The sequence below is a fragment of the Sinimarinibacterium flocculans genome (genome assembly GCF_003201205.1).
GTDB lineage: Bacteria > Pseudomonadota > Gammaproteobacteria > Nevskiales > Nevskiaceae > Solimonas > Solimonas flocculans.
The window spans coordinates 85,076-111,685 of sequence record NZ_QICN01000002.1; the positions used below are offsets into that span (position 1 = coordinate 85,076).

Annotated in this window: 22 protein-coding genes; 7 read left to right on the forward strand and 15 right to left on the reverse strand. The window is 69.2% G+C overall.

Annotated elements, in window-relative coordinates; genetic code table 11:
* The first annotated feature begins 72 nt into the window (after nt 1-72).
* The 4 genes from C8D93_RS04150 (at nt 73) to C8D93_RS04165 (ending at nt 3,750) form a co-directional block, all read left to right on the forward strand.
* The gene (locus tag C8D93_RS04150; RefSeq protein ID WP_110263916.1) at nt 73-1,407 is read left to right on the forward strand and encodes a peptidylprolyl isomerase; all 1,335 of its coding nucleotides are present in this window, start codon (nt 73-75) and stop codon (nt 1,405-1,407) included.
* A 28-nt stretch (nt 1,408-1,435) separates the two neighbouring features.
* Nucleotides 1,436-2,440, forward strand: coding sequence for a 4-hydroxythreonine-4-phosphate dehydrogenase PdxA (pdxA, locus tag C8D93_RS04155; RefSeq protein WP_110264341.1), 1,005 nt, complete (start codon nt 1,436-1,438; stop codon nt 2,438-2,440).
* Nucleotides 2,441-2,445: 5 nt separating this feature from the next.
* Nucleotides 2,446-3,237, forward strand: coding sequence for a 16S rRNA (adenine(1518)-N(6)/adenine(1519)-N(6))-dimethyltransferase RsmA (rsmA, locus tag C8D93_RS04160; RefSeq protein WP_110263917.1), 792 nt, complete (start codon nt 2,446-2,448; stop codon nt 3,235-3,237).
* 78 nt (nt 3,238-3,315) lie between these two features.
* Nucleotides 3,316-3,750, forward strand: a complete 435-nt coding sequence (locus C8D93_RS04165) for a universal stress protein (protein ID WP_110263918.1) — start codon at nt 3,316-3,318, stop codon at nt 3,748-3,750.
* A 24-nt stretch (nt 3,751-3,774) separates the two neighbouring features.
* Here C8D93_RS04165 and C8D93_RS04170 read toward each other — a convergent pair whose 3' ends face one another.
* The 15 genes from C8D93_RS04170 to C8D93_RS04235 all read right to left on the reverse strand — a co-directional run bounded on the left by C8D93_RS04170 (nt 3,775) and on the right by C8D93_RS04235 (nt 18,882).
* The gene (locus C8D93_RS04170; protein ID WP_110263919.1) at nt 3,775-6,804 is read right to left on the reverse strand and encodes a sensor domain-containing protein; all 3,030 of its coding nucleotides are present in this window, start codon (nt 6,802-6,804) and stop codon (nt 3,775-3,777) included.
* A 19-nt stretch (nt 6,805-6,823) separates the two neighbouring features.
* On the reverse strand, nt 6,824-8,545 hold the full coding sequence (locus tag C8D93_RS04175) for a Tad domain-containing protein (protein WP_110263920.1): 1,722 nt from the start codon (nt 8,543-8,545) through the stop codon (nt 6,824-6,826).
* An 8-nt stretch (nt 8,546-8,553) separates the two neighbouring features.
* A complete protein-coding gene (locus C8D93_RS20585) occupies nt 8,554-8,832 on the reverse strand; it encodes a DUF3613 domain-containing protein (RefSeq protein ID WP_170123887.1) in 279 nt (92 codons plus the stop codon).
* The gene (locus tag C8D93_RS04180) at nt 8,829-9,506 is read right to left on the reverse strand and encodes a tetratricopeptide repeat protein (RefSeq protein ID WP_170123888.1); all 678 of its coding nucleotides are present in this window, start codon (nt 9,504-9,506) and stop codon (nt 8,829-8,831) included. The genes C8D93_RS20585 and C8D93_RS04180 overlap by 4 nt, the downstream gene beginning before the upstream one ends.
* A gap of 25 nt (nt 9,507-9,531) precedes the next feature.
* A complete protein-coding gene (locus C8D93_RS04185; protein ID WP_110263921.1) occupies nt 9,532-10,470 on the reverse strand; it encodes a type II secretion system F family protein in 939 nt (312 codons plus the stop codon).
* A 16-nt stretch (nt 10,471-10,486) separates the two neighbouring features.
* Entirely contained in the window at nt 10,487-11,410 is a 924-nt protein-coding gene (locus tag C8D93_RS04190; RefSeq protein WP_110263922.1) for a type II secretion system F family protein, read from the reverse strand.
* Complete coding sequence (locus tag C8D93_RS04195; RefSeq protein ID WP_110263923.1) at nt 11,410-12,642, reverse strand: TadA family conjugal transfer-associated ATPase; 1,233 nt, start codon at nt 12,640-12,642, stop codon at nt 11,410-11,412. Before C8D93_RS04195 ends, C8D93_RS04190 begins: the two co-directional genes overlap by 1 nt.
* A gap of 13 nt (nt 12,643-12,655) precedes the next feature.
* Complete coding sequence (locus C8D93_RS04200; RefSeq protein WP_110263924.1) at nt 12,656-13,846, reverse strand: CpaE/TadZ family protein; 1,191 nt, start codon at nt 13,844-13,846, stop codon at nt 12,656-12,658.
* Nucleotides 13,847-13,945: 99 nt separating this feature from the next.
* Nucleotides 13,946-15,307 (reverse strand): type II and III secretion system protein family protein, encoded by a 1,362-nt coding sequence (locus C8D93_RS04205; RefSeq protein ID WP_110263925.1) that lies wholly within the window; start codon nt 15,305-15,307, stop codon nt 13,946-13,948.
* Nucleotides 15,308-15,317: 10 nt separating this feature from the next.
* A complete protein-coding gene (gene cpaB, locus C8D93_RS04210) occupies nt 15,318-16,193 on the reverse strand; it encodes a Flp pilus assembly protein CpaB (protein WP_110263926.1) in 876 nt (291 codons plus the stop codon).
* 37 nt (nt 16,194-16,230) lie between these two features.
* On the reverse strand, nt 16,231-16,740 hold the full coding sequence (locus C8D93_RS04215; protein WP_110263927.1) for a TadE/TadG family type IV pilus assembly protein: 510 nt from the start codon (nt 16,738-16,740) through the stop codon (nt 16,231-16,233).
* A gap of 38 nt (nt 16,741-16,778) precedes the next feature.
* Nucleotides 16,779-17,207, reverse strand: coding sequence for a prepilin peptidase (locus tag C8D93_RS04220; protein WP_110263928.1), 429 nt, complete (start codon nt 17,205-17,207; stop codon nt 16,779-16,781).
* Nucleotides 17,208-17,225: 18 nt separating this feature from the next.
* On the reverse strand, nt 17,226-17,432 hold the full coding sequence (locus C8D93_RS04225; protein WP_110263929.1) for a Flp family type IVb pilin: 207 nt from the start codon (nt 17,430-17,432) through the stop codon (nt 17,226-17,228).
* 237 nt (nt 17,433-17,669) lie between these two features.
* On the reverse strand, nt 17,670-18,404 hold the full coding sequence (locus C8D93_RS04230; protein ID WP_110263930.1) for a nucleotidyl transferase AbiEii/AbiGii toxin family protein: 735 nt from the start codon (nt 18,402-18,404) through the stop codon (nt 17,670-17,672).
* Complete coding sequence (locus C8D93_RS04235) at nt 18,397-18,882, reverse strand: helix-turn-helix domain-containing protein (RefSeq protein ID WP_170123889.1); 486 nt, start codon at nt 18,880-18,882, stop codon at nt 18,397-18,399. The genes C8D93_RS04230 and C8D93_RS04235 overlap by 8 nt, the downstream gene beginning before the upstream one ends.
* A 204-nt stretch (nt 18,883-19,086) precedes the next feature.
* Between C8D93_RS04235 and C8D93_RS04240 the strand changes: the two genes are divergently transcribed.
* The 3 genes from C8D93_RS04240 to C8D93_RS20590 form a co-directional block, all read left to right on the forward strand.
* Complete coding sequence (locus C8D93_RS04240; protein ID WP_110263932.1) at nt 19,087-19,899, forward strand: symmetrical bis(5'-nucleosyl)-tetraphosphatase; 813 nt, start codon at nt 19,087-19,089, stop codon at nt 19,897-19,899.
* A 253-nt stretch (nt 19,900-20,152) separates the two neighbouring features.
* Nucleotides 20,153-20,968, forward strand: coding sequence for a sulfatase-like hydrolase/transferase (locus C8D93_RS04245; protein WP_110263933.1), 816 nt, complete (start codon nt 20,153-20,155; stop codon nt 20,966-20,968).
* A 67-nt stretch (nt 20,969-21,035) separates the two neighbouring features.
* Nucleotides 21,036-26,610, forward strand: a 5,575-nt coding sequence (locus C8D93_RS20590) for a type I polyketide synthase (protein WP_211307200.1), incomplete at its 3' end; no start/stop codon positions are given.

The window sequence follows — 26,610 nt, forward strand, 5'->3', positions numbered from 1 at the left end:
GGGCGCGCCGCCCGCGGCCGACCCGCAATGGTTGATAATTGCCCTTTCGCACCTCCAGATCGCTGTTCGTCCATGACTTCCAATCCTGCTTCTGCCCTGTTCCTGCGCCGTCTCGCCGCGCCGCTGCTGATCGCGATGACCGCGGCGCTGGCGCCTGCACAGGCGGCCACGCCGATCGACCGCATTCTCGTGGTCGTCAATGACGGCGTGATCCTGCAGAGCGAGCTCAACGCCGCGATGCGCGAAGCCGGCCGCCAGATCCAGACGCGCGGCATCGCGGCGCCGGACACCGACGTGCTGCGCGCGCAGGTGCTCGAGCGCCTGATCCTCACGCGCATCCAGACCCAGCGCGCCGAGTCCGCCGGCATCCGCGTGGACGACCGCGAGCTCAACGAGGTGCTGACCAACCTCGCCCGCCAGAACGACATGACGCTCGCCCAGTTCGCGGAGGCGGTGCGGGCCGACGGCATGGACTACCTGCTGCTGCGCGAGCAGATCCGGCAGGAAGTGATGATCCAGCGCGTGCGCGCCCGTGAGGTCGACTCGCGCGTCGTCGTCACCGACCAGGACGTCAACATGCTGCTGGCGACGCAGGGCCCCGATCCCGACGTCGAGTACCGGCTGTCGCACATCCTCGTCGCGGTGCCGGAAGGCGCCAGCGCGGACGTGCGCGATGCGGCGCGCAAGAAGGCGGAAGGTCTGCTGCAGCGCATCCGTGGCGGCGAGGCCTTTGCCGAGATCGCGATTGCGCACTCGGACGGCCAGCAGGCCCTGCAGGGCGGCGATCTCGAATGGCGCCGCGCCGACGCCCTGCCGCAGCTGTTCGCGCTGACCGCCGCCGACCTCGCACCCGGCGAGACCAGCGACGTGATTGAGGCGTCCGGCGGCTTTCACATCGTGCAGCTCGCCGACATCCGCGGCGGCCCGGAGCGCAAGACCGTCGACGAGACCCGCGCGCGTCACGTGCTGATCCAGACCAACGCCGTGCGCGACGACGAGCAGGCGCGGCTGCTGGCCCGCGACATCTACAACCGGCTCGAGGCCGGCGAGGATTTCGCCAAGCTGGCCAAGGAGTACTCGGACGACCCGGGCTCCAAGAACAGCGGCGGCGACCTCGGCTTCCAGCCGCCGGGCGTCTTCGCGCCGGAGTTCCAGGTGCGCATCGACCAGTTGCAGCCGGGCGAGCTGTCGCCGCCGTTCCGCACGCAGTTCGGCTGGCACGTGGCCGGCGTGCTTGAACGGCGCACGCGCGACACCACCGAGGAAACGCGTCGTGCCCGCGCGCGCAACGCGATCGGCAGCCGCAAGTCGGCGGAGGAATACGAGATCTGGCTTCGGCGCCTGCGCAGCGAGGCCTACATCGAGTACCGCCTGCCGGACGATGCCGAGGCCGCCCGCAGCACCTGAGCCGGGCCCGGGCCGCGGCGGCGCGCGCATGCTGCCGCGCATCCTGATCACGCCGGGCGAGCCGGCCGGCATCGGCCCGGACCTGACCTGCCTGCTCGCGCAGTCGGCACCGGTTCCGGCGCAACTCGTCGCCGTCTGCGACGCCGCCCTGCTGCGCGCCCGGGCCGACCAGCTCGGCGTGACGCTGGCGCTGCGCGACTTCGACCCCTCCGCGCCGCGGCAGGCGACGCCGGCCGGCTCGATCGAGGTACTGCCGGTGCCGTTGCGCGCTGCGGCGCAGGCGGGCCGCCTGAACCCCGCCAACGCCGCCTACGTGCTCGAAACCCTCGACCGTGCGGTCGACCTGTGCCTCTGCGGCGACGCCGACGCGCTGGTGACCGGACCGGTGCAGAAGAGCGTGATCAACGAGTCCGACGTCGCCGCCGCCGGGCGTTTCTCCGGCCACACCGAGTATCTGGCCGAGCGCTGCGGAACCGGCGCACCGGTGATGATGCTGGTGGCGCCGACGACTCCGCCGCTGCGCGTCGCACTGGCGACCACGCACCTGCCGCTGCGCGCCGTCGCCGACGCGATCACCGCGCCGCGGCTGGATACGGTGCTGCGCACGCTGGTCGCCGACCTGCGTCGCCGCTTCGGCATCGAGGCGCCGCGGGTGCTGGTCTGCGGGCTCAACCCGCATGCCGGCGAATCCGGCCATCTGGGACGCGAAGAGATCGACGTGATCGCGCCGGTGCTCGACCGCCTGCGCGGCGAAGGCCTGCGACTGACGGGTCCCCTGCCGGCCGACACGCTGTTCACGCCGGCGCTGCTCGGCGAAGCCGACGCGGTGCTGGCGATGTACCACGACCAGGGTCTGCCGGTGCTCAAGCACGCCGGGTTCGGCCAGGCCGTGAACGTGACACTGGGCCTGCCGATCGTGCGCACCTCGGTCGATCACGGCACCGCGCTCGACCTCGCCGGCAGCGGTCGCGCCGATCCCGGCAGCCTGCGTGCGGCGCTCGCGCTCGCCGCGGACCTGGCGCACGGGCGCTGACCGTCATGTCGACCCGGCCCCCGCACGCCGCGAAGAAGCGTTTCGGCCAGAACTTCCTGCACGATCCGCAGGTCATCGACCGCATCCTGCGCAGCATCGATCCACGACCGGGACAAGCGCTCGTCGAGATCGGCCCGGGGCTCGGTGCGCTGACGCGGCCGCTGCTCGAACGCAGCGGCGCGCTGACCGTGATCGAGATCGACCGCGAGGTCATCCCGCACCTGCAGACGGCCTGCGCCGGGCTGCCCGGCCTGCGCGTCGTCCAGGCCGACGCGCTGCGCGTGGACTTCCGGGCGTTCGCATCCGCTGACTCGCCGCTGCGCGTCGTCGGCAACCTGCCGTACAACATCTCGACGCCGCTGCTGTTCCACCTGCTCGGCCAGGCCGACGCTGTGCGCGACATGCACTTCATGCTGCAGAAGGAAGTCGTGGACCGCATGTGCGCCGCACCGGGCGACGGCGCCTACGGCCGCCTGACCGTGGCGCTCGCGGCGCGCTGCGCCGTCAGCCACCTGTTCGATGTCGGCCCCGGCGCGTTCCGTCCGGCGCCGAAAGTGGACTCGGCCATCGTGCGCCTGGTCCCGCGCACGCCGGACTTCGCGATCGCGGATCTGGCGGTCTTCGACCGCGTCGTCACCCAGGCCTTCGCCCAGCGCCGCAAGACGCTGGCGAACACGCTCAAGGGACTGGCCGACGCCACGACGATCGAGCGTGCCGGCATCGACCCGAAAGCCCGCGCCGAAACCCTGCACGCGCGCGACTTCGCACGGCTTGCCGGCCTGCTGCAGACGCGCTGAAAACCCCGACTGGCGAGCACGGCCGAAATCCGCAACACTGCCAACCGACGGACGGACCCACCGAACCCGGAGCCGCGCATGACCTACCAGCACCTGCTCGCTGCGATCGCGATCGACGAACACGGAGAGGGCGTTGCACAACGCGCCAAGGCCCTCGCCGCCCAGTTCGGTGCCCGGCTCTCGATCGTTCACGTCGTCGAGTACATCCCGCTGGAAACCGGCGAGGCCTTGATGGCGGCACCGCCGGACCTGGCCGCGCAACTGCAGGAGCAGGCGCGCACACGCCTGCACGAGCTGAGTGTGCGGCTCGGCCTCGAGTCCGCACAGCTGCGTGTGGCCAGTGGCGGTGTGGCTGCCGAGATCCATCGCGCGGCCAAGGAACTCGGCGCCGACCTGATCATCGTCGGTCATCACCCGCGTCACGGCCTGTCCGCGCTGTTCAGCCATACCGAGGAAGACGTCGTCCAGCGCGCCCGCTGCGACGTGCTCGCGGTGTGCCTGACGCGCGACTGACCCCGCCCCCGGCTGTCGCTCCCCTCAGCGCGGCGGCGCCACGCGCGCCTGCCGCAGCCAGTCGCCGAGCACTTCACCCGCCAAGGCCGGCATGACGGCCGAGCCGGCGAAGCCGTCGATACCGGCCTCGCGGCAGCGCCCGAGCACGGCTTGGTCTTCTACTCCGCTGGCCACCACCAGGACCTCGCCACCCGCCGCCTCGCGGATGTCGCGCATCGTCGACACCTGGTCGGTCAGCGGTTCTCCGACGAGTACGCAGGCCAGCGGCAGGGTCAGCGTGGCGGGCATGCGGTTGAAGTCGCGCAGACCGAAACGCAGCCCGCCGGCGATCAGCTCGTCGAGACCGGCATGGCGGTCCTCCGCCTCAACGTGACCGTCCGGCGTCAGCGCCAGCACCAGGGCCGAGGCCGGGACGGCATAGCGCTGCAACAGGCCCGACAGGTGGCCCAGGAACTCGCGGTCGCGCAGTTGCCAACCCGATAGCGGCAGCACCTGCGGCAGCAGCGGCAGGCCCGCGGCCGCCACCTCGCGCAGACGCTCGCAGGCCTCGCAGATCATCCACAGCTCGATGTCGGCGACCAGACCGGCACGGCCCGCCGCCTGCAGGATCTCGGTCTGCTCGATCCAGCCGTAGTGCGGGTGCTGCCAGCGCATGCGCCCGAGCAGTGCGCGGGCAGCGCCCTCGCCATCGAGCACCGGCAGCAGCTGCAACTGGAACTGGTTGAGCGCGACGGCGGCGTGCAGCCCGCGTTCGAGTTCGAGCTGGCGCAGGCGCTGCGGATCGATGTGCAGGGTGTACAGGCGGAAGCAGCCGCGCCCCGCCTGCTTGGCCTGGTACATCGCATGATCGGCATGCCGCAGCAGTCCGTCGGCGTCGGACTCGTCGAGCGGATAGAGGGTGATGCCGATGCTCGGGCGGCAGTTGATGGACAGGCCCGGCAGATCGAGCGGTTGCGCGAAACGTTCCAGCACCTTCTGCGCGAGGAACTCCGCGTCCTCGGCGCTGCGCAGTCCGGGCGTGAGCACGACGAACTCGTCGCCCGACAGGCGTGCGATCGTATCGCTCGGCCGCATGACCGAACGCAGCCGGTCGGCAACCGCGCATAGCACCTGGTCGCCGACCTCGTGGCCGTGCTCGTCGTTGATCGCCTTGAAGCGGTCGAGATCGAGAAAGAACACGCCGAGCATGCGCGCACCGCGCTGCGCCGCGAGCAGGGCCTGCTGCAGACGGTCGTACAGCATCACCCGGTTCGGCAGGCCGGTGAGCGCGTCGAAATGCGCGAGCTGGTTGAGCTTCTCCTCGGCTTCGAGCCGCTCGCTGATATCGGTGGCGATCGCCATGAACACCGGCGGCTCCTCCTCGCGCGAGTAGTTCAGCCGAACCTCGACCGGATAGCTGCTACCGTCCTCGCGGCGATGACGGCAGCGGTAGACCAGGTGATCGCGCTCGCCGCTGTGCAGGCGTGACAGGAAGTTGCGCAGGCTGTCGTCGGCCAGCTCCTCGCTGATGTCGAGCGGCGTCATCCGCGCCAGCGCCTCGGCGCCGTAGCCGAGGTTGCGCCGTGCGCCGCGGTTGACCTCGAGGAAGCGCAGGGTCTGCGCATCGAAGATGTAGATCTCCTCGTTGGCAGCATCGAGCAGCCGACCGAGGCGCGTCGCGAGGTTCTCGCCGCGCAGGCGTTCGCTGATGTCGCGCACGATCACGACCAGGCCTTCCGAACCTTCCACGCGCATCGGCTGCACCCACAGCTCGACCGGAAACGTGGTCGCGTCCTTGCGCCAGCCGACGACCTTGGGCAGTTTGCCGTTGCCGCGGCCGCTCACGTAGTCCGTGATCCGGATCGTCGGCAGGTTCAGGAACGGCACCGGCATCAGCTTGGCGACGGTGAAGCCGACCAGTTCGTCGCGCAAGTAGCCGAACATCCGCTCGGCGCGCGCATTGGCGCTGCGCACGACACCGGCCACATCGGTGGTCAGCAGGCCTTCGTCGAGATGATCGACCACCGCCTGCGACAGACGCACTTCGCGGCGCAGCGAATCGAGCTCACGCCGGTACGGCGTCTGGTCGCGGAACAGCAGGGTCACGCCGTCGAGCCCTCCCTGGCGGCTGCGCAGCGGATACGCGATCACCTCGACCGGCGTGCAGCTGCCGTGACGCTGGCGCAGCACCGCACCGCTCACCGACTGCGGGCGTCCCTGCCCGAGCGCGCGTTCCATCAGCGCGGCGGTCGCGTCCTCGCCGCCGGCGCCGCTCAGATGGACCACGGAGTAGTGCATGCGTCCCGCGGCATCCGCGCCGCTCCAGCCGGTCAGTCGCTCCGCGCTCGCATTGACGAAGCGCACGCGACCGTCGCGGTCGGTCACGACCAGGCCGTAGCCGAGCGCATCCATGACCTCGCCGGCGCGGTCGCGGAACTCGCCCGGATCGGCTGCGCCCCACGAAGTCGTCTCACCGCGCCGGTTCGGATCGGCACGGCCCGCCCACGGCGGCGGCGTACGTCGCCGCCGGCGTACCGCCAACGCAAACATCAGGCCGACCGGCGCGACGAGGCCGAGCGCGATCCAGCCGGCAAGGCGCAAGGCGGCGACCGCCTCGACGCGCACCCCGTCGACATCGCCCGGATCGAGGCTGTACTCGACGGTGCCGATCAGGCGCTGGTCGGCGGCGAACAGCCTGTGACGGCCGACGCTGCCGATCAGCGCATACCCGGCGCGGCGCGCCCGCGCCTGGGTCGCCGCCGGGACCCGAGGCAGGCGCAGACCCTCGAGCACGCCGGCACGGGCGAGCTGGACCCCTTCGGCGTCGTAGACCGCGAGCGCGTACAACCCGAGGTCGGGTCGTTGCAGCAGGGCATCGACCAGCGGTCGCAGGCGTCGCTCACTCTCGCTGCCCAGCAGGGCCGGTTCGAGCACGCGCCGCGTCTGCTCGCCGACATGGACATGATCGAGCCGCGTCTGCAAGCGGTGCGCGTGCAGCAGGCACCAGCCCCCCAGCGCCAGCAGCACGAGCATGCTGGCGCCCGACAGTGCGATCAGCCATCGCTGCCGGTCCATGAAAGATCGAGCCCCCCGGTTACCGCGTGAACAGATGAGGTTCTTCAGCCACCAGATCGACGACGCTGACTTCGGCGCCGCCCAGGGTCAGGCCGGTGTCACGCAGGGCCCGCGCCAGCAGCGGATCTGCCGCTGCCAGCAGTGTAGTGGCAATGCGGCTGCGCAGGGTCTGCTCGATCTGCGCGCGTGCGCTCTCGAGCGTTGCGTTGACCCGATCGCCGACGACGCCGGCCTGGCTGCCGAGCAGGGTCAGCTCGACCTCGAGATCGAGCTGCGACGGCAGCGCCTGCAAGGCCTCGCGCAGCAGCGCCGCATCCGGGCCGCCGATCGGCTCCGGCGTGGCCGGGAACGGGCTCGTGAACACGAGCTCGCGCCGGTCGCTGGGCAGATCGATGCTGGCGCCGGCGATGACGCGCACCCGCACCGGCAGCGGCAGGCCGAGCAGGCTGCCGGCGACCTGGGTATCGAGCAGGGTCGCCGGCTGCATCACCGGCGTCGGTGCGGTCGGATCGACGAACTCGCCGATGCCGATGCGGCTGATGCTGCTGCGCGCCTCGACGGTGACGATATCCTGCGGCTGACCGCTGCGCGCGCAGCGGATATCGACGACCTCCGCGGTCGCCTGCGCCACCTGGACCCACAGCGGCAGCGCCACGTTCACGCCGAGCGGCGGCAGGCTGACGCCGAGGTCGGTCATCAGCAAGGCTTGCGCGTTAGTCGCGAAGTCGGGATCGTCCGGCTCGCCGGGGACCCTGCGCGTTGTCAGCAGGGCGGGCCGCCCCGGCTCGATGATCCGGATCAGCGCCGAGCTGTCGCCGAGCGGGGGCGGCAGCCGATAGAGCAGTTCGATCAGCGCCAGATCGGACGTCGCCTGCGCCAGGACAAGCGTCAGATCGCCGACATTGATCAATGCGTCACCGAGAATACGCGCGACTTCGTACTCAACGGCAACGATGGCTTCCGGCAGGATCAGCGACGTCGCATCGACCAGCGCCTCGATCTGCGCGACGGCGGCGGCGGCGATTGCGTTTCCGCTGCGCCCGAGCGAATCGACCAGACGGCGAAGGATCCCGGCAACCGGAACTGGCTGTGTGCTGATCTCGTCATCACGGCCAGGGTCGAGCGAATCGAGAATGTCGCTGAGCGGGACATTGGCCTCGAGCAGGCTGGCATAGCCCAGCGCGGAAATGCTCAGACCGGGCGCGCCGAACAGCGCGCCAAACAGGCGATCGAGTACCGGCGGATCAAGCTCGAGCAAACGGCTGCCGACCCGCACGCTGGCGTAGGGCCGCGAACGTGCCGACGCGACCGCGGTCAGGGTGCCGGCCGCCGGCGCCAGCGGCAGCAGGCGCATCGGCGCATCGCGCGAGACGATCACGCGGACCGCGTGACTGGTTCGGGCGAAACCGGGATCGAAGTAACGGCGACCGTCGGCGGCCAGGCTTTCGCGCCCGATCTCGACCGTCAGCGGGCGGACGTCGCCGCGTCCGGTGTTGCGGGCAATGCTCGCCGCCGCCTCGTCGAGTGCGGCGCCGGCCGGATCCTCGGGCTCGCCGAAGCAGCCGCCGGTGACGCGCGCGGCATCGAGCGCCGCGAGATTGGCCACGCGCTGCAGATCGCGCTGCGCCGCGTACAGCCGGCCGACATCGATCGCCAGCGCCAACGCAGCCAGGCCCGCGCCGGCAGCGATCGCCGCAAAGACCGCAACCGCCCCGGCCTGGCGGCTACGCGTGCGCGCCATCCGCTGGCTCAGGAACCGCTGCCTCCGGACACGAAGGTCTCGCGCTCGAACTCGTCCGGAATCTGGTTATCGAAACTTTGCAGATAGCGATCGTAAACCTTGTCGGCGACCTCGCCCGGCATCGGCCGCAGCTCGCCCTTCGAGGCGTTGCCGCTGGCCTGCAGTTGCAGCCAGGCGCGGGTATCGGTGCCGACCGGCGCGGTCTGCGGCTCCGCTGCAACCGCGACCTGCATCGCGCACATGACCATGGCCACCGCCATCGTCGGCCCTGCAAACTTGAGTTTCATCCTCGACCTCCTGACGTCGTCGACGTCCTGCTCAAAGCGCGCGCCTGCTGGCGCAGACGGGTAATCGTTTCCGGCGAAACCGCCGCCTCGCGGGTGATGCGGCCAACCGCGGTCTCGTTGCCTTGCACCATCATCAGCAGCAACAGGTTGTTGCGCGCCTTGTCCGAGTCCGGTGCCAGCTCGACCGCCGTCGCCAGCTCGTGCAAGGCGTCGCCGTAATGCCGGGCGATCAGCAGGGCATAGCCCAGATCGTTGCGGACATTCGCATCGGTCGGCCGCAGGCGCGCGGCTTCGCGCAGAAAGCCGATCGCGCGCGGCGGATCGGTGCGTCCGTGCAGCAGGCCGAGGCCGTGATAGGCCTGCCCGGCGAGGCGCGAGCGCACCAGACCCTGATACAGCCTGTCGGCCGTGGCAATCTGGCCAAGACCGCGTCGTGCCTCGGCTTCGAGATAGTTCAGCGTATCGAGATCGCCGCCGCCGGCCGCGCGGCGCTGCTGCACATGCGCGAGTGCGGCGTAATACTGGTCCTGATCGAGCATCGAGCGGATCAGGTCGGCGTAGACCTCGCGATCGACATTCAGCGCATCGCGATCGCGCGGCGCACCGACCGGGGCGTCGACACGCTGCGGCATCGCGCACCCGGCGAGGCTCAGCGCGAGCCCGGCCGCGATCATGCGCCGCCATCGGCCAGGGCTGCTCCTAGCCATTGACGTCACCCAGCGCGCGGATCAGCGCGAGGAACGCCGGACCGGCGACGAACACCATCAGCGCCGGGAAGAAGAACAGCACCATGACCACGGTCATGCGCCCGGACAGCAGATTGACCTTCTCGCGCAGCTCCAGCGACCGCCGCTCCTCGATGACCTCGAGGGCCTCGAGCAGCGGCTCGCGAATCTCGCCGCCGTAGCGATCCACCTGGCGCAGCACACCGAAGATGGTGCTGAGGTCGTCGACGGCAAGGATCTCGCCGAGATTCTTCAGCGCATCGCCGGTTTCGGCACCGGCCTCGATCTGGCGCAGCATCAGGTCGAGTTCGCGCCCGATCTCGGGCAGCACCCCGCCGCCTTCGCGCACCAGACTGGCCAGCGCCTGGCGGATCGACAGTCCGGCCTCGAACAACAGGGTCAGCAGATGGATCAGCAGCGGCACCTCGCTCTTGATCCGCCGCTGGCGCGAGGCCGCCGCGCCGCGCAGCACCCAGCGCGGCAGCAGGAACGACATGGCCGCGGCGGCGAAACCGAGCAGCACCGTGACCAGCAACTTGCTCTCGACCTCGGCGAACATCCAGAAACCGACCAGCAGCGCGGCGAGCAGGATCGGCAGCACGCCCTGGAACGCGTACCAGAGCACGCGCTGCTCGACACCGCGCCAGCCCGCCTGCATCAGCAGCCGGCCGCTCTCGCCCTCGGGATCGACCATGCCCTCGATCGCCTTGCCGCCGCGCACCATCGACGCCACCAGCGGCCGCTGCCCGCGATCATCGAGGTCGTCGCCGACGCCGCTGGCCTCCGGCGCCAGACGCCGGCGCAGATGGCTCTCGCCGCGGCTGCGCACGACCAGGATCGCGACCAGGCACACGCCGATCGTCGCCAGCAGGATGGTGCCGGCGACCAGACCGGCGAACAGGGTCGGACTCATGCGCGCAGGCTCCGTCTCACGCCGGCTCTCCGGTCGAGCGCATCATCCGGTAGATCACCAGCACGCCCATGACCTGCAGGACCACCGATCCGACCAGCAGCCAGCGGCCGACGCCGTCGAGCCACATCGTCCGGTAGTAATCGGGGTTCTGCGCGAAGATGTAGACCATCAGGCCGACCGGGATCACCGACAGCACGAAAGCCGAGAAACGTGTTTCCGCGGTCAGTGCCCGCAGTTCGCGGGCGGCGCTGTCACGCGCGCGCACCGCCTGGATCAGGCTGCGCAGCAGATTGCGCAGGCTGCCGCCGTACTTGCGGTTGATCGCCGCTGCCAGCGCCAGCACCTTGAGGTCGCGCAGGCCGTGAATCTCCGCGGTTTCCATCAGCACCGACTCGATCGGCGCACCCAGACGCACCTGGCGACTGATCGACAGGAACAACGGACGGATCGGATCGGTGCTCTCGCGCGCCGACGCCGCCAGCGACTCGTCGAGCGTGTTGCCGGCGCCGAGCACGCGGATCACGCTCTCGATGAACGGCGGCAGCTGCTCGACGATCCGTGCGCGTCGCAGCGCACCCTGGCGATTGAGCCAGGCCCAGCCGAAGGCCAGCAGCATCGCGGTCGCCGACAGTCCGCCAAACCAGCCGAGCACGACAACCGCGACCACGGCGAGGCCGACGATCACCAGCAGGATGCGGCCGACGGTATCGGCCGACAGCTCGGCCCCGGTGCGCCAGACCAGATGGCAGGCCCAGCGCAGCAGCGGGTTGCGCAGCTGCGCATTGTCCGCAGGCACCACAAGGGCCGCCTCGTCGCCGCCCATCGCCCGCAGCCGCAGCAGGACTTCCTCTTCGCGCTCGCGCTTGCCGGCGCGCACGAACAGCCAGATCGCGCCACCCGCGAGCAGCAGCGCAAGCACGAAGACGATGGCCAAGCCCATCAGGGCACCTCCCGGCAGTCGACGTGCTGGCCGCGCTCGACGTCGTAGCGGAACAGCTCCCGGGTCAGCAGCTCGTGCCCGCGCAGACCGAGCACCTCGGTCACCGACATCACCCGGCGTTCGCCGCCCTTGAGGCGACTGACGTGGACCAGCAGCTGGATCGCCGAGGCGACCTGTCCGCGGAAGGTGACCTCGCTGCCGGTATAGCCGGCGAAGCCGGCCAGCAGTTCGAGGCGATGCACGGCATCGCGGGTCGAGTTCGCGTGGATCGTCGTCATCGAGCCGTCATGGCCGGTGTTCATCGCCTGCAGCATGTCGAGCACCTCGTCGCCGCGGACCTCGCCGACGATGATCCGGTCCGGGCGCATGCGCAGCGCATTGCGCACCAGATCGCGGGCACTGACCGCGCGCTCGCCCTCGAGGTTCGGCGGACGCGTTTCCAGACGCACGACGTGGCCGTGGTTGAGCCGCAGCTCGGCGGCGTCCTCGACGGTGATGATGCGCTCGTCCGGCGGAATCCACTGCGACAGCAGGTTCAGGAAGGTGGTCTTGCCCGAGCCGGTGCCGCCGACGACGATCAGGTTGGTGCGCTTCTCGACGCGCTCCTTCAGATAATGCAGTTCGGCCTCGCTGAGCGTGCCGTAGCGCAGCAGGTCGTCGGCGGACAGCGGCTGCTTGCGGAACTTGCGGATCGACAGGCACGGGCCGTCGAGCGCGATCGGCGGGATGATCGCATTGACCCGCGAGCCGTCGGGCAGACGCGCGTCGACCATCGGCGTCGACTCGTCGACGCGACGACCGATCGGCGCGAGGATGCGCTGGATCACGCGGATCACGTGGGCATCGTTGAAGAAGCGCACCGGCGCCGTGTACAGGCGCCCCTCGCGCTCGATGAACACCGTGGCCGGACCATTGACGACGATGTCGTTGACGCTGTCGTCGTCGATCAGGCCCTGGATCGGGCCGAAACCCATCAGCTCGTCGCGCGCGTCGCGCGCCAAAGCCTCGGACTCGCGCTGGTTGACCGGCAGGCGCTGCTCGACCACATAGCGGCGCATCTGCTCGGTGACGAAACGGTCGATCTTGACCGCATCCCAGCGGTCGATATCGAGATCGCGCTCCTCGATCTGCTGGATCAGGTGACGATGGAAGCTGTTCTTGAGCTGCTGGTACTGATCAGACAGCCGGAATCGCGTGATCTGCGGGTCGGTCGCGGGGGTCGGCGCGTTCACGGCAGATCCTTGATTACCCGAACAGCCGGCCGAGCAGGCCGGACTGGGCAGGTTCCATCCGCGCGCCGCCGCCGAGCAGGGTCGCCGACAACCGGCGCACGTCGACGGCGAACGGATCCTTGGGCGCGATCGTGAACATCGATTCCCCGGCGTTCATCGCCTGGATGCGCGCATTGCCATTGCTGGCCGACAGCGTGCCGAGCATCGGCAGATCGAGAATCTCGGCGAGGTTCTCCGGTTCGAGACCGATGCGACGGCGGTAGTTGTCGACCACCAGCGCGGTCCGGTCGAGCGGGCAATCCTCGAGACGCAGCGCACGCAGCAGATACTTGCTGTGGCGCGACTTCATGATCGACTGGTCGGTCAGCAGCACCGAGCGATCTGCCTGGGTGACGATGCCGGCGATGGTCTCCAGCGGCAGGTGGCCGTCGAAACACACGACCACGCAGGCGAACAGGCCGCGAACGACCTGCAGCAGCTTGATGAACTCCTCGAAGTTGGCCTGCGGCCGGCCGACCATGTCCTCGGGCAGGCTCAGCAGGTACAGGCCGCTCGCGTGCTTGGCGAAGGCGGTGTCGATCAGGGTCTGGTCGCAGCGATAGACGTCGTTGATCGCGTCCAGCACGCTGTACGACTGGTTGATGTTCAGGAAGATCGCGGCCGCGCCGGACGGTGTGGCCATGTCGATCAGCAGCACCGGCTCGCTGTGCGGGAGCATGTCGACCGCGGACAGGGCCAGATGCTCGGCGACGAAGGCTATCGCATCGGTCGGATGCGCGGCGAACACGCCGAACAGCTGACCCTGCTTCTGCGCGGCGCGCGCGGCGGGCGTGGACCGCCGCAGCAGCTTGGACATCAGCGCCGCGACATCGCCCTCGTCGCGGCGCAACACCAGAAAATCGCGCGCACCGGCGCGCATCGCCGCGAGCACGATGTCCGGATTGCTGTCGGCACCGAGACCGGCGACCGGCAGATCCGGCATGCGCTCGGCCAGACGCTCCATCATGCTGATGCGGGCATCAAGGGTTCCGGCCTCGAACTGGAAGAACGCGACGTCGACGCGGCCCATGATCTGCACCCGCTCGATCAGGTCCTCGGCGTCGAGCGGCCGCACCAGCGAAAACTCCACCCCTTGTCCGGCCGCGTTCTCGAGCCAGCTCAGGTATACGGGATCGTCTGCGACGACGACGGCCTGGGTTTTCATGATGCGTTCGTCCGATGTTCGACTCGGGCGGATTCTATGGCCTGCGGGCGGCGACCGGGGATCGACATGGCGGCTTCCGGTCGTCGCGCAGGCCGACGCTCAGCGTGAAAAGCCGCTGTCGAAGTCCCCGCGTTCGAGGAAGATCGTCTGCGCCGCCGACGGCGCATAGCGGTCGTACTCGGCGCCGGGCAGCTTGGGCAGGGTCGCGCCCCTGGCCAGCGGTCGCACCAGCTGCGGCGTGACCACCATGATCAGCTCGCGGTCCTGGCGCTGCATGTCGTTTGACTTGAAGAACGCGCCGAGAATCGGGATGTCCCCGAGCCACGGCACCTTGTTGACGTTGTCGGCCAGATTGCTGCTGACCAGACCGGAGATCACGAAAGTCTCGCCGTCGCCGAGTTCGATCGTGGTCTCGGTGCGCCGCACCGACAGCGCCGGGACCGCAACGCCACCGATCTGGATGCCGGCCGAGAAATCGAGATCGCTGACTTCGGGCGCGACCTTCATCGCGATGCGATTGCGCGCGAGCACCGTCGGCGAGATCGCCAGGCGCACGCCGAATTCCTTGTACTGGATCGAGATGCCGCCGGCCGTGGCGCCGCCCTGGCTCACCGGCACCGGGAATTCGCCGCCGGCGAGGTAGGTCGCGGTCTGGCCGCTCATCGCCAGCAGGCTCGGCTCCGCGAGCACCCGCACCAGACCCTTGCCTTCGAGCAGGCTGATGATGCCGAGCAGGCCGCGGCCCGGATCGGCCAGCACCAGGTTGAACGCATTCTGGATCGGCAGGCCCTGCAGGAACTCGATGCCTGCGGTCTCGCCCGAATTCTGCTCGACCCCGGACAGGCTGCCCGGCGCGAACAGGCCGCCGGAATCGCCACCCGAGGCCTTCGACGCATGCAGGCCGTAGCGGCGCAGCGTGCTGCGCCCGACCTCGGCGATCTTGACCGTGGTCATCACCTGGGTTTCGAGTTCAACCCCGCTGCTGTCGGTCACGGTGCCGGCTTCGGCGAGCGTTCCGGCCTGCGCGGCGCGGCGGTGGGCCAGCAGATTCGGCAGCTTGCCGGACACGCTGCGGCCCTGATCGATGGTCGCCTGCGACAGCTCCGGATCGGGACGCGAACGCACGGTCGGATCGACCACCGCACCGACGCGCACCCGGTACGAACTCGGCTGCGGCGCGCCGCGGGTCCAGACATGCAGGCTGGTGATGCCCAGGCCCTTGCCGGTGATCAGCAGCTCGCGGCGATTGACCACGGTCACGTCGGCAATTGCCGGATCGCCGACCGCGACCCGGCTGACGTCGCCGGCAGCGCGATGCAGGCGCTGGGTGCCCAGCTCGACCATCAGTACGGTCGGGTCGGCACTCGCCGGCATCGCCGCGATCAGCAGCAGACCCGCCACGCATGCGCGGACCCACGCCCGCGTCCGCTCGATTGCACCCCGTTCGAAAACACGCTTCATGTCGTGGCTCTCAGTTGGTGGTGACGATTTCGCGCGCGCCGCCGCGCAGAATCTCGACCCGCGGTCGCGGCCGGTCCTGGCTTGGCGGCTTCAGGCGCCCCAGCTCGGCCAGGCCGATGGCCTTGTCGGGTGACTTCGCGGAAACCCTGCCCGGGACCTGCGCCTCGCCAGCCGCCTGGGCGACGTCGCCGGCCAGCGGCTCGGCCTGGCTGTGCAGCGCCAGGCGCAACTCACCGAGGCTCGACCCCAGCATCAGCTTGGTGGTCTGGTCTTCGGCGACGGCGAGCACCGCCGTGCGCTGGCGTGAACGCTGGTTGTTGTCATCCTGCACGCCCTCGGGCCGATCGATGATCCGCTCCTGGTAGGCCAGCACGCGCGCCCCTTCGAGCAGCACCCGCGACTGCGGCTGGTCGAGTCCGGTGCCGCCGCGCAGGTACAGCAGCACATCGACGATGTCGCCCGGGCGCACGAAGCCGCCCACCGCAATCACGTCGTTGACTTCGACCGAAACCGCCTGGTAACCGGGCGGAATGATCCGGGCGAGGACATTGCCTTCCTTGAAATAGCGCTGGGTCACCGGTGCACCGGCGTCGATGTCGACCAGCGGCACCTTGTTGACCACATCCTCGATGCTGTCGTACGGATCGGCGGGGACCACCGACACTGGGACCAGGGCGACGGCGTCGCGGGCGATCGGCCGATACGCGGCCAGGGGCTTGAGGGCGACGACCGCAAGGGTCTGCTTCACCTCCTGCTGCGCGACCTGCTGCTGGGCCTGCTGCGCCTGCTCGGCATAGTCGCGGCTGATGCGAAAGCCGACGAAGGCAAGCACGATGGCCAGCAGTACCGCGACCACCGCGACGATTTTCAGCGTGGTGCTGCTCATGGTCAGATTTCTCCCGATCCCCAGACGAACCGCCGGCTCAGATGCGCACGACCGCGCTCGCGGTCAGGGTATCCGGCAGCGGTGGAACGCTGCCGACAATATAGAGGTTCAACACCGGGAACAGATGGTTTGGCGCGGCCAGGTCAAAGCGCAGCGTCACCCGCAAGGCATCGCTGTCAGTCGGGCAGTCCTGGGTGCCGGCGGGGCACAGGGTCACTTCGACACGCTCGCCACCGGGGCCGGTCACTCGGGCGCGCTGCGACGCCGGCAGCCACGACAGGGCCGACACCGCGGTCGCCCGGACCACCGACTGGCGCTGGGCGAAGGCATCGGCGATCGTCGGATCGACCGCAACCGCGGCCTCGGCCGCTTCCTGCGCGGCGTAGACGATGGATTGCTTGAGGACGTAGACGTAGGCGTAGACGATCACGCCGTAGACCAGCAGGAACAGGATCGGGAACACGAACGCGAACTCGACGACCGCGGCCCCGGACTGGTGCCGGCGCGGTCCGTGTTCACTGTGTGCCTGTCCGCGTCCTGCGATCATCACGCAACCCCTGGTTGACCCCGAAACCCCGCCCTGCCCTACCCGGTCCACAACGGCCCGGCCCACAGGCGAACGATGAAGCCGGTCGACAGTGCCGCCGCCGCCGGCAGACGATAGCTCGGGCCGAACGACAGGCTCGCGATCACCGACATCACCCCCAGCGCCACGGCCGCGATCAGCATCGCCTCAACCGCCGCCAGCCCGCCGAGCAGACCGCCGATACAGCCGGCGAGCTTAACGTCTCCGGCGCCGAGCTTGCGCAGCAGCCAGCCCGGCAGCCAGACCAGCATCCCGATCGCGGCGCCGGCGAGGCTGGCCAGCCAGCCGGCGCCGGTCACCCCGTGGCCCTGCACCAGCAGCAGACCGAGTCCGGTCAGGGCAGCCGCCACCAGGGTCCAGTTCGGAATCCGCCGTTCGCGGAAATCCCAGACCGAGATGACGGCTGCCCATGCGGCCAGCAAGGGCATCACGATCGGCAGACGCGATTACGGCGTGCCGGCGTTGTTGACTTCGGTGGCGACTTCGCTGAACAGGCCGCGCAGACCGGCGGTGTCATCGGCGCCGCCGACGGCAATCAGCACCGCGATCAGCACCACGGCGATCAGGCCGACGATCAGGCCGTACTCGACCGCGCTCGCGCCTTCCTCGTCCTTGAAAAAGGTCTTCAGGTATTCGACATAAACGTTCAACATGATGTGCTCCTGTCCATGAGTTCCGGCCCGTACCGACCGTGGACGTACTATGAGAGCCGCTCACGACAGCGTCAAAGCTGTAAGTCCCGCACATTCCTACCGTTTATCGGTCGCGAATCGACTCGCGACCATTCACGCCCGCAGGCGCTACCGCTCAGCAAACCTGGCCCGGTGCGCCGCAAGGCGAGCCGGGAACGGCCCCGCCGCACCACCCGGGCTCCGCAACGCGAAACCGGGCTACACCCGAGTCGTTGAGGCAGCCCGGCATGCCTGCAGTCGGCGCCGCAATGCACGCAACCGCTGTTGCAGGGCCGCGGCGGGCATCGACATCGACAAGGCACCGATGCACCGCTGCAGGTGTCCGGGTCGCTGCCGCAGACTTTCCAGCGCACGCAACATGTCGTCGACCGCGGGGTCGCCGTATGCATGCGCGGCCTTGTCCACCGCCGGATGCAGGCGGCGCGGCGGCAGATCCATCATCGCCAGGTCGATCGCATCGCGCGAGAAGGTGCTGTCGTCACGCCAGCGATCAGCGTTGGCGAGCAGCTTGCTCGCCGCCAGATCGGTCGTCGTGAGCGTGGCAACGCCACAGACGACATCGCTACGTCCAGGCAGATCGAGTGCGATCCGCGCTTCCCTGACGATCTCGAACTTGATGCGCGCGCCGTCCACGTCCAGCGCGGTGCGGATGCCGTACTGATCCGCGCGGACGTCGCGCGCCAGCGCAATGGACGACGCGCCGTCACGGATCAAGGCATCGAGATTGCCGGGACCGGCGATCTCCTGGCGCAATTGCCGGTAGCCATCGGCATCGGCAACGAGAAAATCGATGTCCCCCGATTCGCGGTATTCACCATGGCGCAGGGCGATGGCGGTGCCGCCGCCGAACCAGCATCGACGTGCGCGCAGCCGTTCGGCGTCGAGCGCTTCAAGCACGCGCGCAATACAGCGGTGATGCGACCGCTCAAACACGCAAGCCATCCGCACCGAAGGTGTCGCGCAAGGCCTCGATCAGCTTGCGCTCTTCAGCGCCAAGAAGATCGGGCTGCAGATGCCGCCAGTTGCGCTCGTACAAGCCAAGCGCCTCACGCGGCGATACGCTTTGCGCACCGTCACGCACCTGCCAGGCCAGACGGCGAAGCTGGGGGTAGTCGTCAAGACGGATACTCAGGGGCAGCCAGGCGCCGGATGCGGCTTCCGAATCCGTCTCATGCCCGCCGAAGCGCACGACCAGCCCCAGCACTCGCGTTGCAGCGAGCACCGATCCCCAGGAGACCGTGATTGCACCCTTCTCCAGGCGGTGCCAGGTCACGCGTGAAATCTGAGCCGCTTCCGCCGCAGCCGCCGCGCTGATACTCAAGACCTTGCGGCGCGCGCGCAGGGCTCGCCCTAACTCGGCGGCCGTCACTTGATCGCGGGTGGCATCGTCGTCGACGTTGATTCGAGTCATGGGCATGATTCCAAATTATGGATCTATTAATGTACATATTGGGTATTTAGTACATTATAAGAAACATATTATGACAATTAACCCGCAAAGCCTGCAACACCGCTGCGTCCCCGCCGACATGCTCACGACGATGCATCGCTATTCTCCGCACCGTCCGGAAACAGCCGGCACACCTTGGTTTTCATCCACCCCGTTTCTTCGCCCATGTCCACTTACGTGATCGGCGACATCCAGGGCTGCTGCGACGCCCTGTTGCGCCTGCTTGATCTGTGCCGCTTCGATCCTGCCGCCGACCGTCTGATCTGCGCCGGTGATCTGGTCGCACGCGGTCCCGATTCGCTCGGCACGCTGCGGCTGGTCCATGGCCTCGGCAATGCTGCGACCGCGGTTCTGGGCAATCACGACCTGCACCTGCTGGCGCTGGCCCAGGGCATCGGCAAGGCGCGCGACGGTCTCGATGCCGTCGTCGAGGCCGACGACGCCGATGTCCTTCTCGACTGGCTGGCGTCCCGGCCGCTGGCGCTGCATCACCTGGCGACCGACACCCTGATCATCCACGCCGGCCTCGCCCCGCAGTGGACCGTCACGCAGGTCGTGGCGCTCGCCGCCGAGGCTCAGGCGGTGTTCGCAGACCGGCGGCGGCGGCGGGCATTCCTGCCGCACATGTATGGCAATGAGCCGGCACGCTGGCGCGACGACCTGGGCGGTGACGCGCGCATCCGCTTCATCGTCAATTGCCTGACCCGGGCGCGCTACTGCACGGCGCTGGGCAAGTTCGAGTTCTCGGAAAAAGGCAGGCCGGGGCGTCAGGCTGACGATTTACTGCCGTGGTTCGCGGCCCCGGACCGGCGCAGCGCCGGGACCCCGATCGTGTTCGGCCACTGGTCGACGCTCGGGCAGATCGAATGGCCCCGGCATCGCGTCTGGGGGCTGGATACCGGCTGCGTCTGGGGCGGCCCGCTGACCGCGCTGCGTCTCGAAGACCGGGCCTTGATCCAGGTGCCGTGCAGCGGCTGAGGCTCGTGGCCACGTCAGGGTCACCGTGCGCCTTTTTCCGACAGCGGTCCCTGAAAGCGATGGCCACAATATAGGCCAGTCGCTTGTTTCCATGGGGTGAAACTCTGTACCTTGTGCTGCCAGAGATGTTGTTGACGGTCCCCACGATGGGCATACGCGTTGCATCTCGCGCCCTCCCCCCGCCCGGCACGCAACGCCACGAGCCGGTCAGCCGCCGCCTCGCGCGGCCGCATCGCATCGTCTCGAAACCGGCATGAGCAACAACCTCGTTTATATCGTCATGGACAGCTGTCGTTTCGACAGCTATCAGCGCGCAAAACGTCCGCACATGGACCGCATCGCCACCGGCGAGCGGCGCTACGCCTATGCGTCGTGGACCTCGCCGTCGCACTACACCTATCTGATGGGGATGATTCCCCACGACAGCCCGCAGGGCGTGTTTGCCTCCGAGGTGTACAAGAAGGACTTCGTCAAATGGGTCGACCGCCTCGGCATCGAGGGGCTGGCGTTCAAGAGCTTCGTGCCGCAGCTGTCACTGCCCAAGGTGCTGCAGGACCACGGTTACCGCACGGTGGCGCGGGTGTCGATGCCGGTGCTCAATCCGACCTCGCACCTGAACCGGCATTTCGACGATTACAAGTTGATGGCCGATCACAACGATTTCGCCGGCATGGTCGACGAGATCGAGTTCTACGACGACGAGCCGCAGTTCTTCTTCCTGAATCTGGGCGAGACCCATTATCCGTACATGCTCGAACCGGGAAGCCTGCCGCACATCTCGGGCGTGCACGGCGTGTTCAAGCGCATGGATGACGAGCTCGGACAGCAGACGGATGACCGCTTCTTCGACGACGACCAGATGAAGATGCTGCACGAGCAGCAGATCAAATGCGTCGAATACGTCGACGGCGTGCTCGACGCCCTGATCAGCAAGGCGCCGGCAGACACACATTTCATCATCACCGCCGACCACGGCGAGTGTTTCGGTGAGGGGGGGTATTTCGGCCACGGCCCGATCGTGCACGACAAGGTGCTCGAAGTGCCGTTTGTCGAGGGCAGAAAGCGTTAATTGAAGTGTTGGGATCGGGTCGCCGCCGCTACTGGGAGGGCCGGCGCGACGCATGGAGCGCGGTAACGTGAAGACATTCGAAGTATTCGGGCTGTGCCCGGCCGACCTGGCCCACCCCGGCCTGGCCATCGCCGTGAGCCGTCATGGCGGCTGTGGCGTCCTCGACCTGACAGCAACGCAGGATCACGCCGCTGCCCGGCGCAATTTCATCCAGCTGCTGCACAGCACCGGCGGCGCAATTGGCCTGCGCGTGAACGCAAATCATGCGGCGCTCGCCAGCGAACTGCTGGCGATCGCGGCCGAACGGCGGCTGCATCTGATGGTCGGCGGCGATGTGGCCGAACAGCGCGCCCTGCGCGAACGCCTCGGTCCGGCACCCCAGCACCTGTGGTTCGCCGAGATCAGCACGGCCGCGGATGCGTCGATCCTGGCACCGCATGTCGACGGCCTGGTTGCACGCGGCGCCGAGGCCGGCGGCTGGGTCGGCGCTGACAGCAGTTACGTCCTTCTGCAGAAGCTCGCCGACCTCGCCGCGCGCACCCCGATCGCTAAACCGGTGTATGCCTGCGGCGGCATCGGCGTGCGCGCCGCCGCCGCCTGTCGCGCCGCCGGTGCTGCCGGCGTCGTGCTCGACGACGCGCTGCTGCTGCTCGACGAATCCCCGCTGCCGGTGACACTGCAGGCCGAACTGGGGCGTCTCAATGGCGCCGAGTGCAAGGCGCTGGGCGAGGTGCTCGGGCGTGCCTGCCGGATCTATGCGCGGCCGGCGAATGTCCTTCTCAAACAGAGCGAGGCCGAGACCCGGCGCGTCGAGGCCGGCGAACTTGAACTCGATCCCTGGACACTCGCGCTGCAGTCACGCCTCGGCTGGACCGATGAGGCCTTGCTGCCGCTGGGTCAGGCCATCGGCCTGTCGGCGATCTACCGCAACCGTTACGGGTCGGCCGGGCGCCTGGTCCAGGCGGTGCGCCGCGCCGCGCGACAGCAGCCGGATCGCGCCGCAAACCAGAATGCACTCGGCGCCGGCGCCGCGCTCGCGCTGTCGCATGGCACCCGCTACCCGCTCGCGCAGGGACCGATGACGCGCGTCTCCGACTCGCCGGCCTTTGCCGCCGACGTCGCGAAGGCCGGTGCGCTGCCGTTTCTCGCGCTTGCACTGATGCGGGGGCCACAGGTGCGGGAGATGCTCGAGCAGACGCGCGCACGCATCGGCGATGCGCCCTGGGGCGTGGGCATGCTCGGCTTTGTGCCGCAGGCGCTGCGCGACGAACAATGCGCCGAAATCTGGGCGTGCAAACCGCCCTTCGCGCTGATTGCCGGCGGCCGCCCGGACCAGGCCGCCGAATTCGAATCACGCGGCATTGCAACCTACATCCATGCGCCCGCGCCGGCCCTGCTGAAGCTGTATCTGGAGCAAGGCGCACGCCGCTTCGTGTTCGAGGGCCGCGAATGCGGCGGTCACGTCGGCCCGATCGCCAGCTTCCCGTTGTGGGAGCAGATGATCGAGCTGCTGCTGACGCAGGTGCCGCCGGGCGAGGACAAGAAGGTCCATCTGCTGTTTGCCGGCGGCCTGCACGATGCCGCCTCGGCGGCAATGCTCGCGGCGATGGTGGCACCGCTGGTCGAGCGCGGCATGAAGGTCGGTGGCCTGATGGGCACGGCCTATCTGTTCACCCGCGAGATCGTCTCCAGCGGCGCGATCGTGCAGACCTTCCAGGATGAGGCCCTGCGCTGCACCCAGACGCTCAACCTCGAATCGGGGCCCGGCCACGCGTCACGCTGTGTCGATACCCCGTTCGCGCGCGCGTTCTACGACGAGCGGCGGCGCCTGCTGCGCGAGAACCGCAGCGCCGAGGATATCCGCGACGCCCTCGAAGACCTCAATCTCGGCCGCCTGCGCATCGCGTCCAAGGGTCTCGATCGCGGCGCCGATGGCACAGTCGTCGTCGTGCCCGAGGACCGTCAGCGCAGCGACGGCATGTACATGATCGGCCAGGTCGCGACCCTGCGCGAGCGCGTGCAGACGCTCGCCGAACTGCACGCCGATGTCAGCGACGGCGCCCGCCAGCACCTGCAGCAGATGCTCGGCGCCCGCGGTGCGCAGCGCGTCGAGCCGAAACCCTCGGATATCGCGATCGTCGGCATCGGCGTGACCCTGCCCGGCGCCGACACTCCGGACGATTACTGGGAGCTGATCCTCAAGCAGCGCTCGGTGCTGCGCGAAGCGCCGGGCGAGCGCTGGGATCCGGCGCTGATGTACGACCCGGATCCGAAGGCGCGCGACAAGGTCTACTCGAAGTGGGGCGGCTTTCTCGACGAAGTGCCGTTCGACCCGCTGAAGTTCGGCATTCCGCCGAAGTCGATGAAGGCGATCGACCCGTTCCAGCTGCTGACCCTGGAAACCGCTGCGCGCACGCTGGCCGATGCCGGCTATGCCGACGGCAACTTCGATCGCGAGCACGCGTCGGTGATTCTCGGCGCCGGCGGCGGCTCCGGCGATCTCGGCCAGCAGTATGCGATGCGCACCGAGCTGCCGCGCTTCGTCGAACAGCTTTCGCCGGAGGTCTGGGAACGTCTGCCCGAATGGACCGAGGAGTCCTTCGCCGGCACCCTGCTCAACGTCGCCGCCGGCCGGGTGGCCAACCGCCTCGACTTCGGCGGCGTGAACTACACGGTCGATGCCGCCTGCGGCTCGTCGCTCGCGGCGATCGGCATGGCCGTGCACGAACTCGAAACCGGACGCAGCAACCTGGTGCTGGCCGGCGGCTTCGATACGACGCAGTCGGCCGTCGGGTTCATGGCGTTTGCGAAGACCCAGGCGCTGTCACCGACCGGCAAGCCGCGCACCTTCGATCAGGATGCCGACGGCATCGCGATCTCCGAGGGCGTGGCGATGGTCGCGCTCAAGCGTCTGGCCGATGCCGAACGCGACGGTGATCGCATTTACGCTGTGATCAAGGCCACGGCCGGCTCCAGTGACGGCAAGGCCCTGGGCCTGACCGCGCCCCGCACCGAAGGCCAGGTCCGCGCGCTCGAACGCGCCTATGCCAAGGCCGGGTTGTCGCCGGCGACGCTCGACCTCGTCGAAGCGCACGGCACCGGCACGCCATTGGGCGACCGCACCGAGGCGCAGACCGTTGCGCGCGCGCTGGCCGATGCCGGTGCAGCGCCGAAGACGGCGGCGATCGGCTCGGTCAAGACCCTCCTCGGCCATACCAAGGCGGCGGCTGGCGCCTCCGGCCTGATCAAGATCGCACTGTCGCTGTACCACCGGACGCTGCCGGGTCATCACGGCGTCACCCGACCGATCGATGTCGTTGCCGATCCGAAAGCACCGATCTATCTGCTCAAGGACGCGCGCCCATGGCTTGCCCCAGCCGATCACCCGCGGCGTGGCGCGACATCGGCGTTCGGCTTCGGCGGGACCAACTTCCACGCCGTGCTCGAGGAATACACCGGCAGCAGCGGCAGTGCCGGCGGCGCCCGCTGGCCCAGCGAACTGTTCCTGTTGCGTGCTGCCGACACCGACGCGCTGACGCGCCGGCTCGAGCAGCTTCGCGATGCCGTGCCGGCGCTCAGTCCGTTGCAGCCGGGCGTGCTCGCGCAGGCGCTGGCGCGCCAGGCTGACCAGCAGCGCGGCCTACCGGTCGCGCTGGCCATCGTCAGCGCCGATCTCGACGCGCTGAAGCAGGACATCGGCCGCGTGCTGGCGCATCTGCAAGGCGACGCCAAGCCGCTGCCGCAGAACATCCGATTGAACCGCGAAGCACCGGCCGAGAGCCCTGCGGTCGGCTTCCTGTTCCCCGGACAGGGCGCCCAGCACGTCAACATGTGCCGCGAAACCGCCCTGCATGTCGACGAACTGCGCAGTGCCGTCGAACTCGCCGACGCCAGCCTGCGCGATGCGCTGCCGGAACGCCTCAGCAAGCGCATCTGGCCGCCCGCAGCCTTTGACGCCGAAACCGAGGCGCAGCAGAGCGCCGCGATCACCGACACCCGCTACGCGCAGCCGGCGATCGGCGCGCTGTCGCTGGGGTATCTGCGCCTCGCGCAACGCCTCGGCCTGTCGGCGATCGCCACCGGCGGCCACAGTTACGGCGAGTACAGCGCGCTGATGGCAGCCGGCGCGATCGAACCGCTCGACTTCCTGCACCTGTCGGCAATCCGCGGCCGCGCGATGGCCGAGGCCGCGCAGCAGACCGAGCCCGGCGGCATGGCCGCCGTGCAGGCGCCGCGCGAGCGCATCGCCGCGCTGATCGACGGGCTCGACGGCGTCTGCGTCGCCAATCACAACGCGCCCGAACAGAGCGTGATTTCGGGGCCGAAGGCCCAGATCGAGCGCGCGGTGGCGGTGCTCGCCGATGCCGGCCTGCGCGCGGTGCCGTTGCCGGTATCCGGTGCCTTCCACACCGCCTTGATCGCGCCGGCGCAGCCGCCGCTGTCACAGGCGATCCACGCGACCCGCTTCGTCACGCCGCAGCTCGCCGTGTTCGCCAACCGCGATGGCCAGCCCTATCCGGGGACGCCGGCGGCGATACAGCAGCAGCTCGACGCGCACCTGCTTCAGCCGGTCGAGTTCGTTGCCGAAGTCGAGGCGATGTACGACGCCGGTGTGCGCGTATTCCTCGAACTCGGCCCGCGCGGCATCTGTGCCGCGCTGGCGCGCCAGATTCTCGCCGGCCGCGACGACGCGCGCGCGGTCTCGCTCGACACCGGCATGCAAGGTGTCAAGAGCCTGCAGCTTGGTCTGGCCGAGCTGTTCGTCGCCGGCGTCCGCTTCGACGCCGCCGCCCTCTTCAGCGGTCGTGGCCTGCCCCTGATCGAGCTGGCCCAGCTCGCCCGCCACGCCGCGGTACCCGAGCACGCCAGGCACATCTGGTGGCTGTCGGGCGGCTGCGCGCGCGGCCCCGACGAAACCGAGCGCCGCACCGGCAAGCGCCCGGCGCTGACCGCCGCCGCCCGTGACGCGGCGCGGGCAAGACTCGACGCCCAGATGCAGAGCGCACAGACCGCGGCGATCCCGTCACAGCCAGGCTCGCCCGCGATGTCGCCCGCGCTGCCGATGCCGATGCCGATGCCGATGCCGGCGGTCACCGCTGCACGGTCGAACGAAGCCCTGCTCGCCTTTCAGCAGACGATGCGCCAGTTCCTTGCGCTGCAGGAGCGCGTGCTGCATCAGTTCCTTGGCGGCACCGCCGCGCCGTCGGGCATGACCCTGGCGATGCCGACACCGGTCGCCATGCCGGCGGTCGTCGCGCCTCGCGAGGCAGCGGCACCGCAACCGGCCGCAGCGCCGCCTGCGCCGGTCCCGGCGGCGGTCAGTACCGCCAGCAGCGTCGATCTGCGTTCGACCCTGCTCGACATCGTCGCCGAGCGCACCGGCTACCCGACCGAGATGCTCGACGTCGATGCCGATCTCGAGGCCGATCTGGGGATCGACTCGATCAAGCGCGTCGAAATCATTGGCGCCTTGCAGAAGGCGTTGCCCGACACCCTCGCCGCCGGCATCAAGTCGCGGATGGAGCACTACACCAAGGCGCGCACACTCAGCGCCGTGCTGGCGGAACTCGGCACGCTCGAACCCGCCACAGCGTCGATCGCCGAAGCAGGCGCGGCGCCCCGGACCACGCCGACGCCGACGG

Bases quoted from the DNA above. Each gene is read 5' to 3' on its own strand.
- C8D93_RS04150 (WP_110263916.1), top strand. From the start codon at position 73: ATGACTTCCAATCCTGCTTCTGCCCTGTTCCTGCGCCGTCTCGCCGCG.
- pdxA (WP_110264341.1), top strand. From the start codon at position 1,436: ATGCTGCCGCGCATCCTGATCACGCCGGGCGAGCCGGCCGGCATCGGC.
- rsmA (WP_110263917.1), top strand. From the start codon at position 2,446: ATGTCGACCCGGCCCCCGCACGCCGCGAAGAAGCGTTTCGGCCAGAAC.
- C8D93_RS04165 (WP_110263918.1), top strand. From the start codon at position 3,316: ATGACCTACCAGCACCTGCTCGCTGCGATCGCGATCGACGAACACGGA.
- C8D93_RS04170 (WP_110263919.1), bottom strand. From the start codon at position 6,804: ATGGACCGGCAGCGATGGCTGATCGCACTGTCGGGCGCCAGCATGCTC.
- C8D93_RS04175 (WP_110263920.1), bottom strand. From the start codon at position 8,545: ATGGCGCGCACGCGTAGCCGCCAGGCCGGGGCGGTTGCGGTCTTTGCG.
- C8D93_RS20585 (WP_170123887.1), bottom strand. From the start codon at position 8,832: ATGAAACTCAAGTTTGCAGGGCCGACGATGGCGGTGGCCATGGTCATG.
- C8D93_RS04180 (WP_170123888.1), bottom strand. From the start codon at position 9,506: ATGATCGCGGCCGGGCTCGCGCTGAGCCTCGCCGGGTGCGCGATGCCG.
- C8D93_RS04185 (WP_110263921.1), bottom strand. From the start codon at position 10,470: ATGAGTCCGACCCTGTTCGCCGGTCTGGTCGCCGGCACCATCCTGCTG.
- C8D93_RS04190 (WP_110263922.1), bottom strand. From the start codon at position 11,410: ATGGGCTTGGCCATCGTCTTCGTGCTTGCGCTGCTGCTCGCGGGTGGC.
- C8D93_RS04200 (WP_110263924.1), bottom strand. From the start codon at position 13,846: ATGAAAACCCAGGCCGTCGTCGTCGCAGACGATCCCGTATACCTGAGC.
- C8D93_RS04205 (WP_110263925.1), bottom strand. From the start codon at position 15,307: ATGAAGCGTGTTTTCGAACGGGGTGCAATCGAGCGGACGCGGGCGTGG.
- cpaB (WP_110263926.1), bottom strand. From the start codon at position 16,193: ATGAGCAGCACCACGCTGAAAATCGTCGCGGTGGTCGCGGTACTGCTG.
- C8D93_RS04215 (WP_110263927.1), bottom strand. From the start codon at position 16,740: ATGATCGCAGGACGCGGACAGGCACACAGTGAACACGGACCGCGCCGG.
- C8D93_RS04220 (WP_110263928.1), bottom strand. From the start codon at position 17,207: ATGCCCTTGCTGGCCGCATGGGCAGCCGTCATCTCGGTCTGGGATTTC.
- C8D93_RS04225 (WP_110263929.1), bottom strand. From the start codon at position 17,432: ATGTTGAACGTTTATGTCGAATACCTGAAGACCTTTTTCAAGGACGAG.
- C8D93_RS04235 (WP_170123889.1), bottom strand. From the start codon at position 18,882: ATGACTCGAATCAACGTCGACGACGATGCCACCCGCGATCAAGTGACG.
- C8D93_RS04240 (WP_110263932.1), top strand. From the start codon at position 19,087: ATGTCCACTTACGTGATCGGCGACATCCAGGGCTGCTGCGACGCCCTG.
- C8D93_RS04245 (WP_110263933.1), top strand. From the start codon at position 20,153: ATGAGCAACAACCTCGTTTATATCGTCATGGACAGCTGTCGTTTCGAC.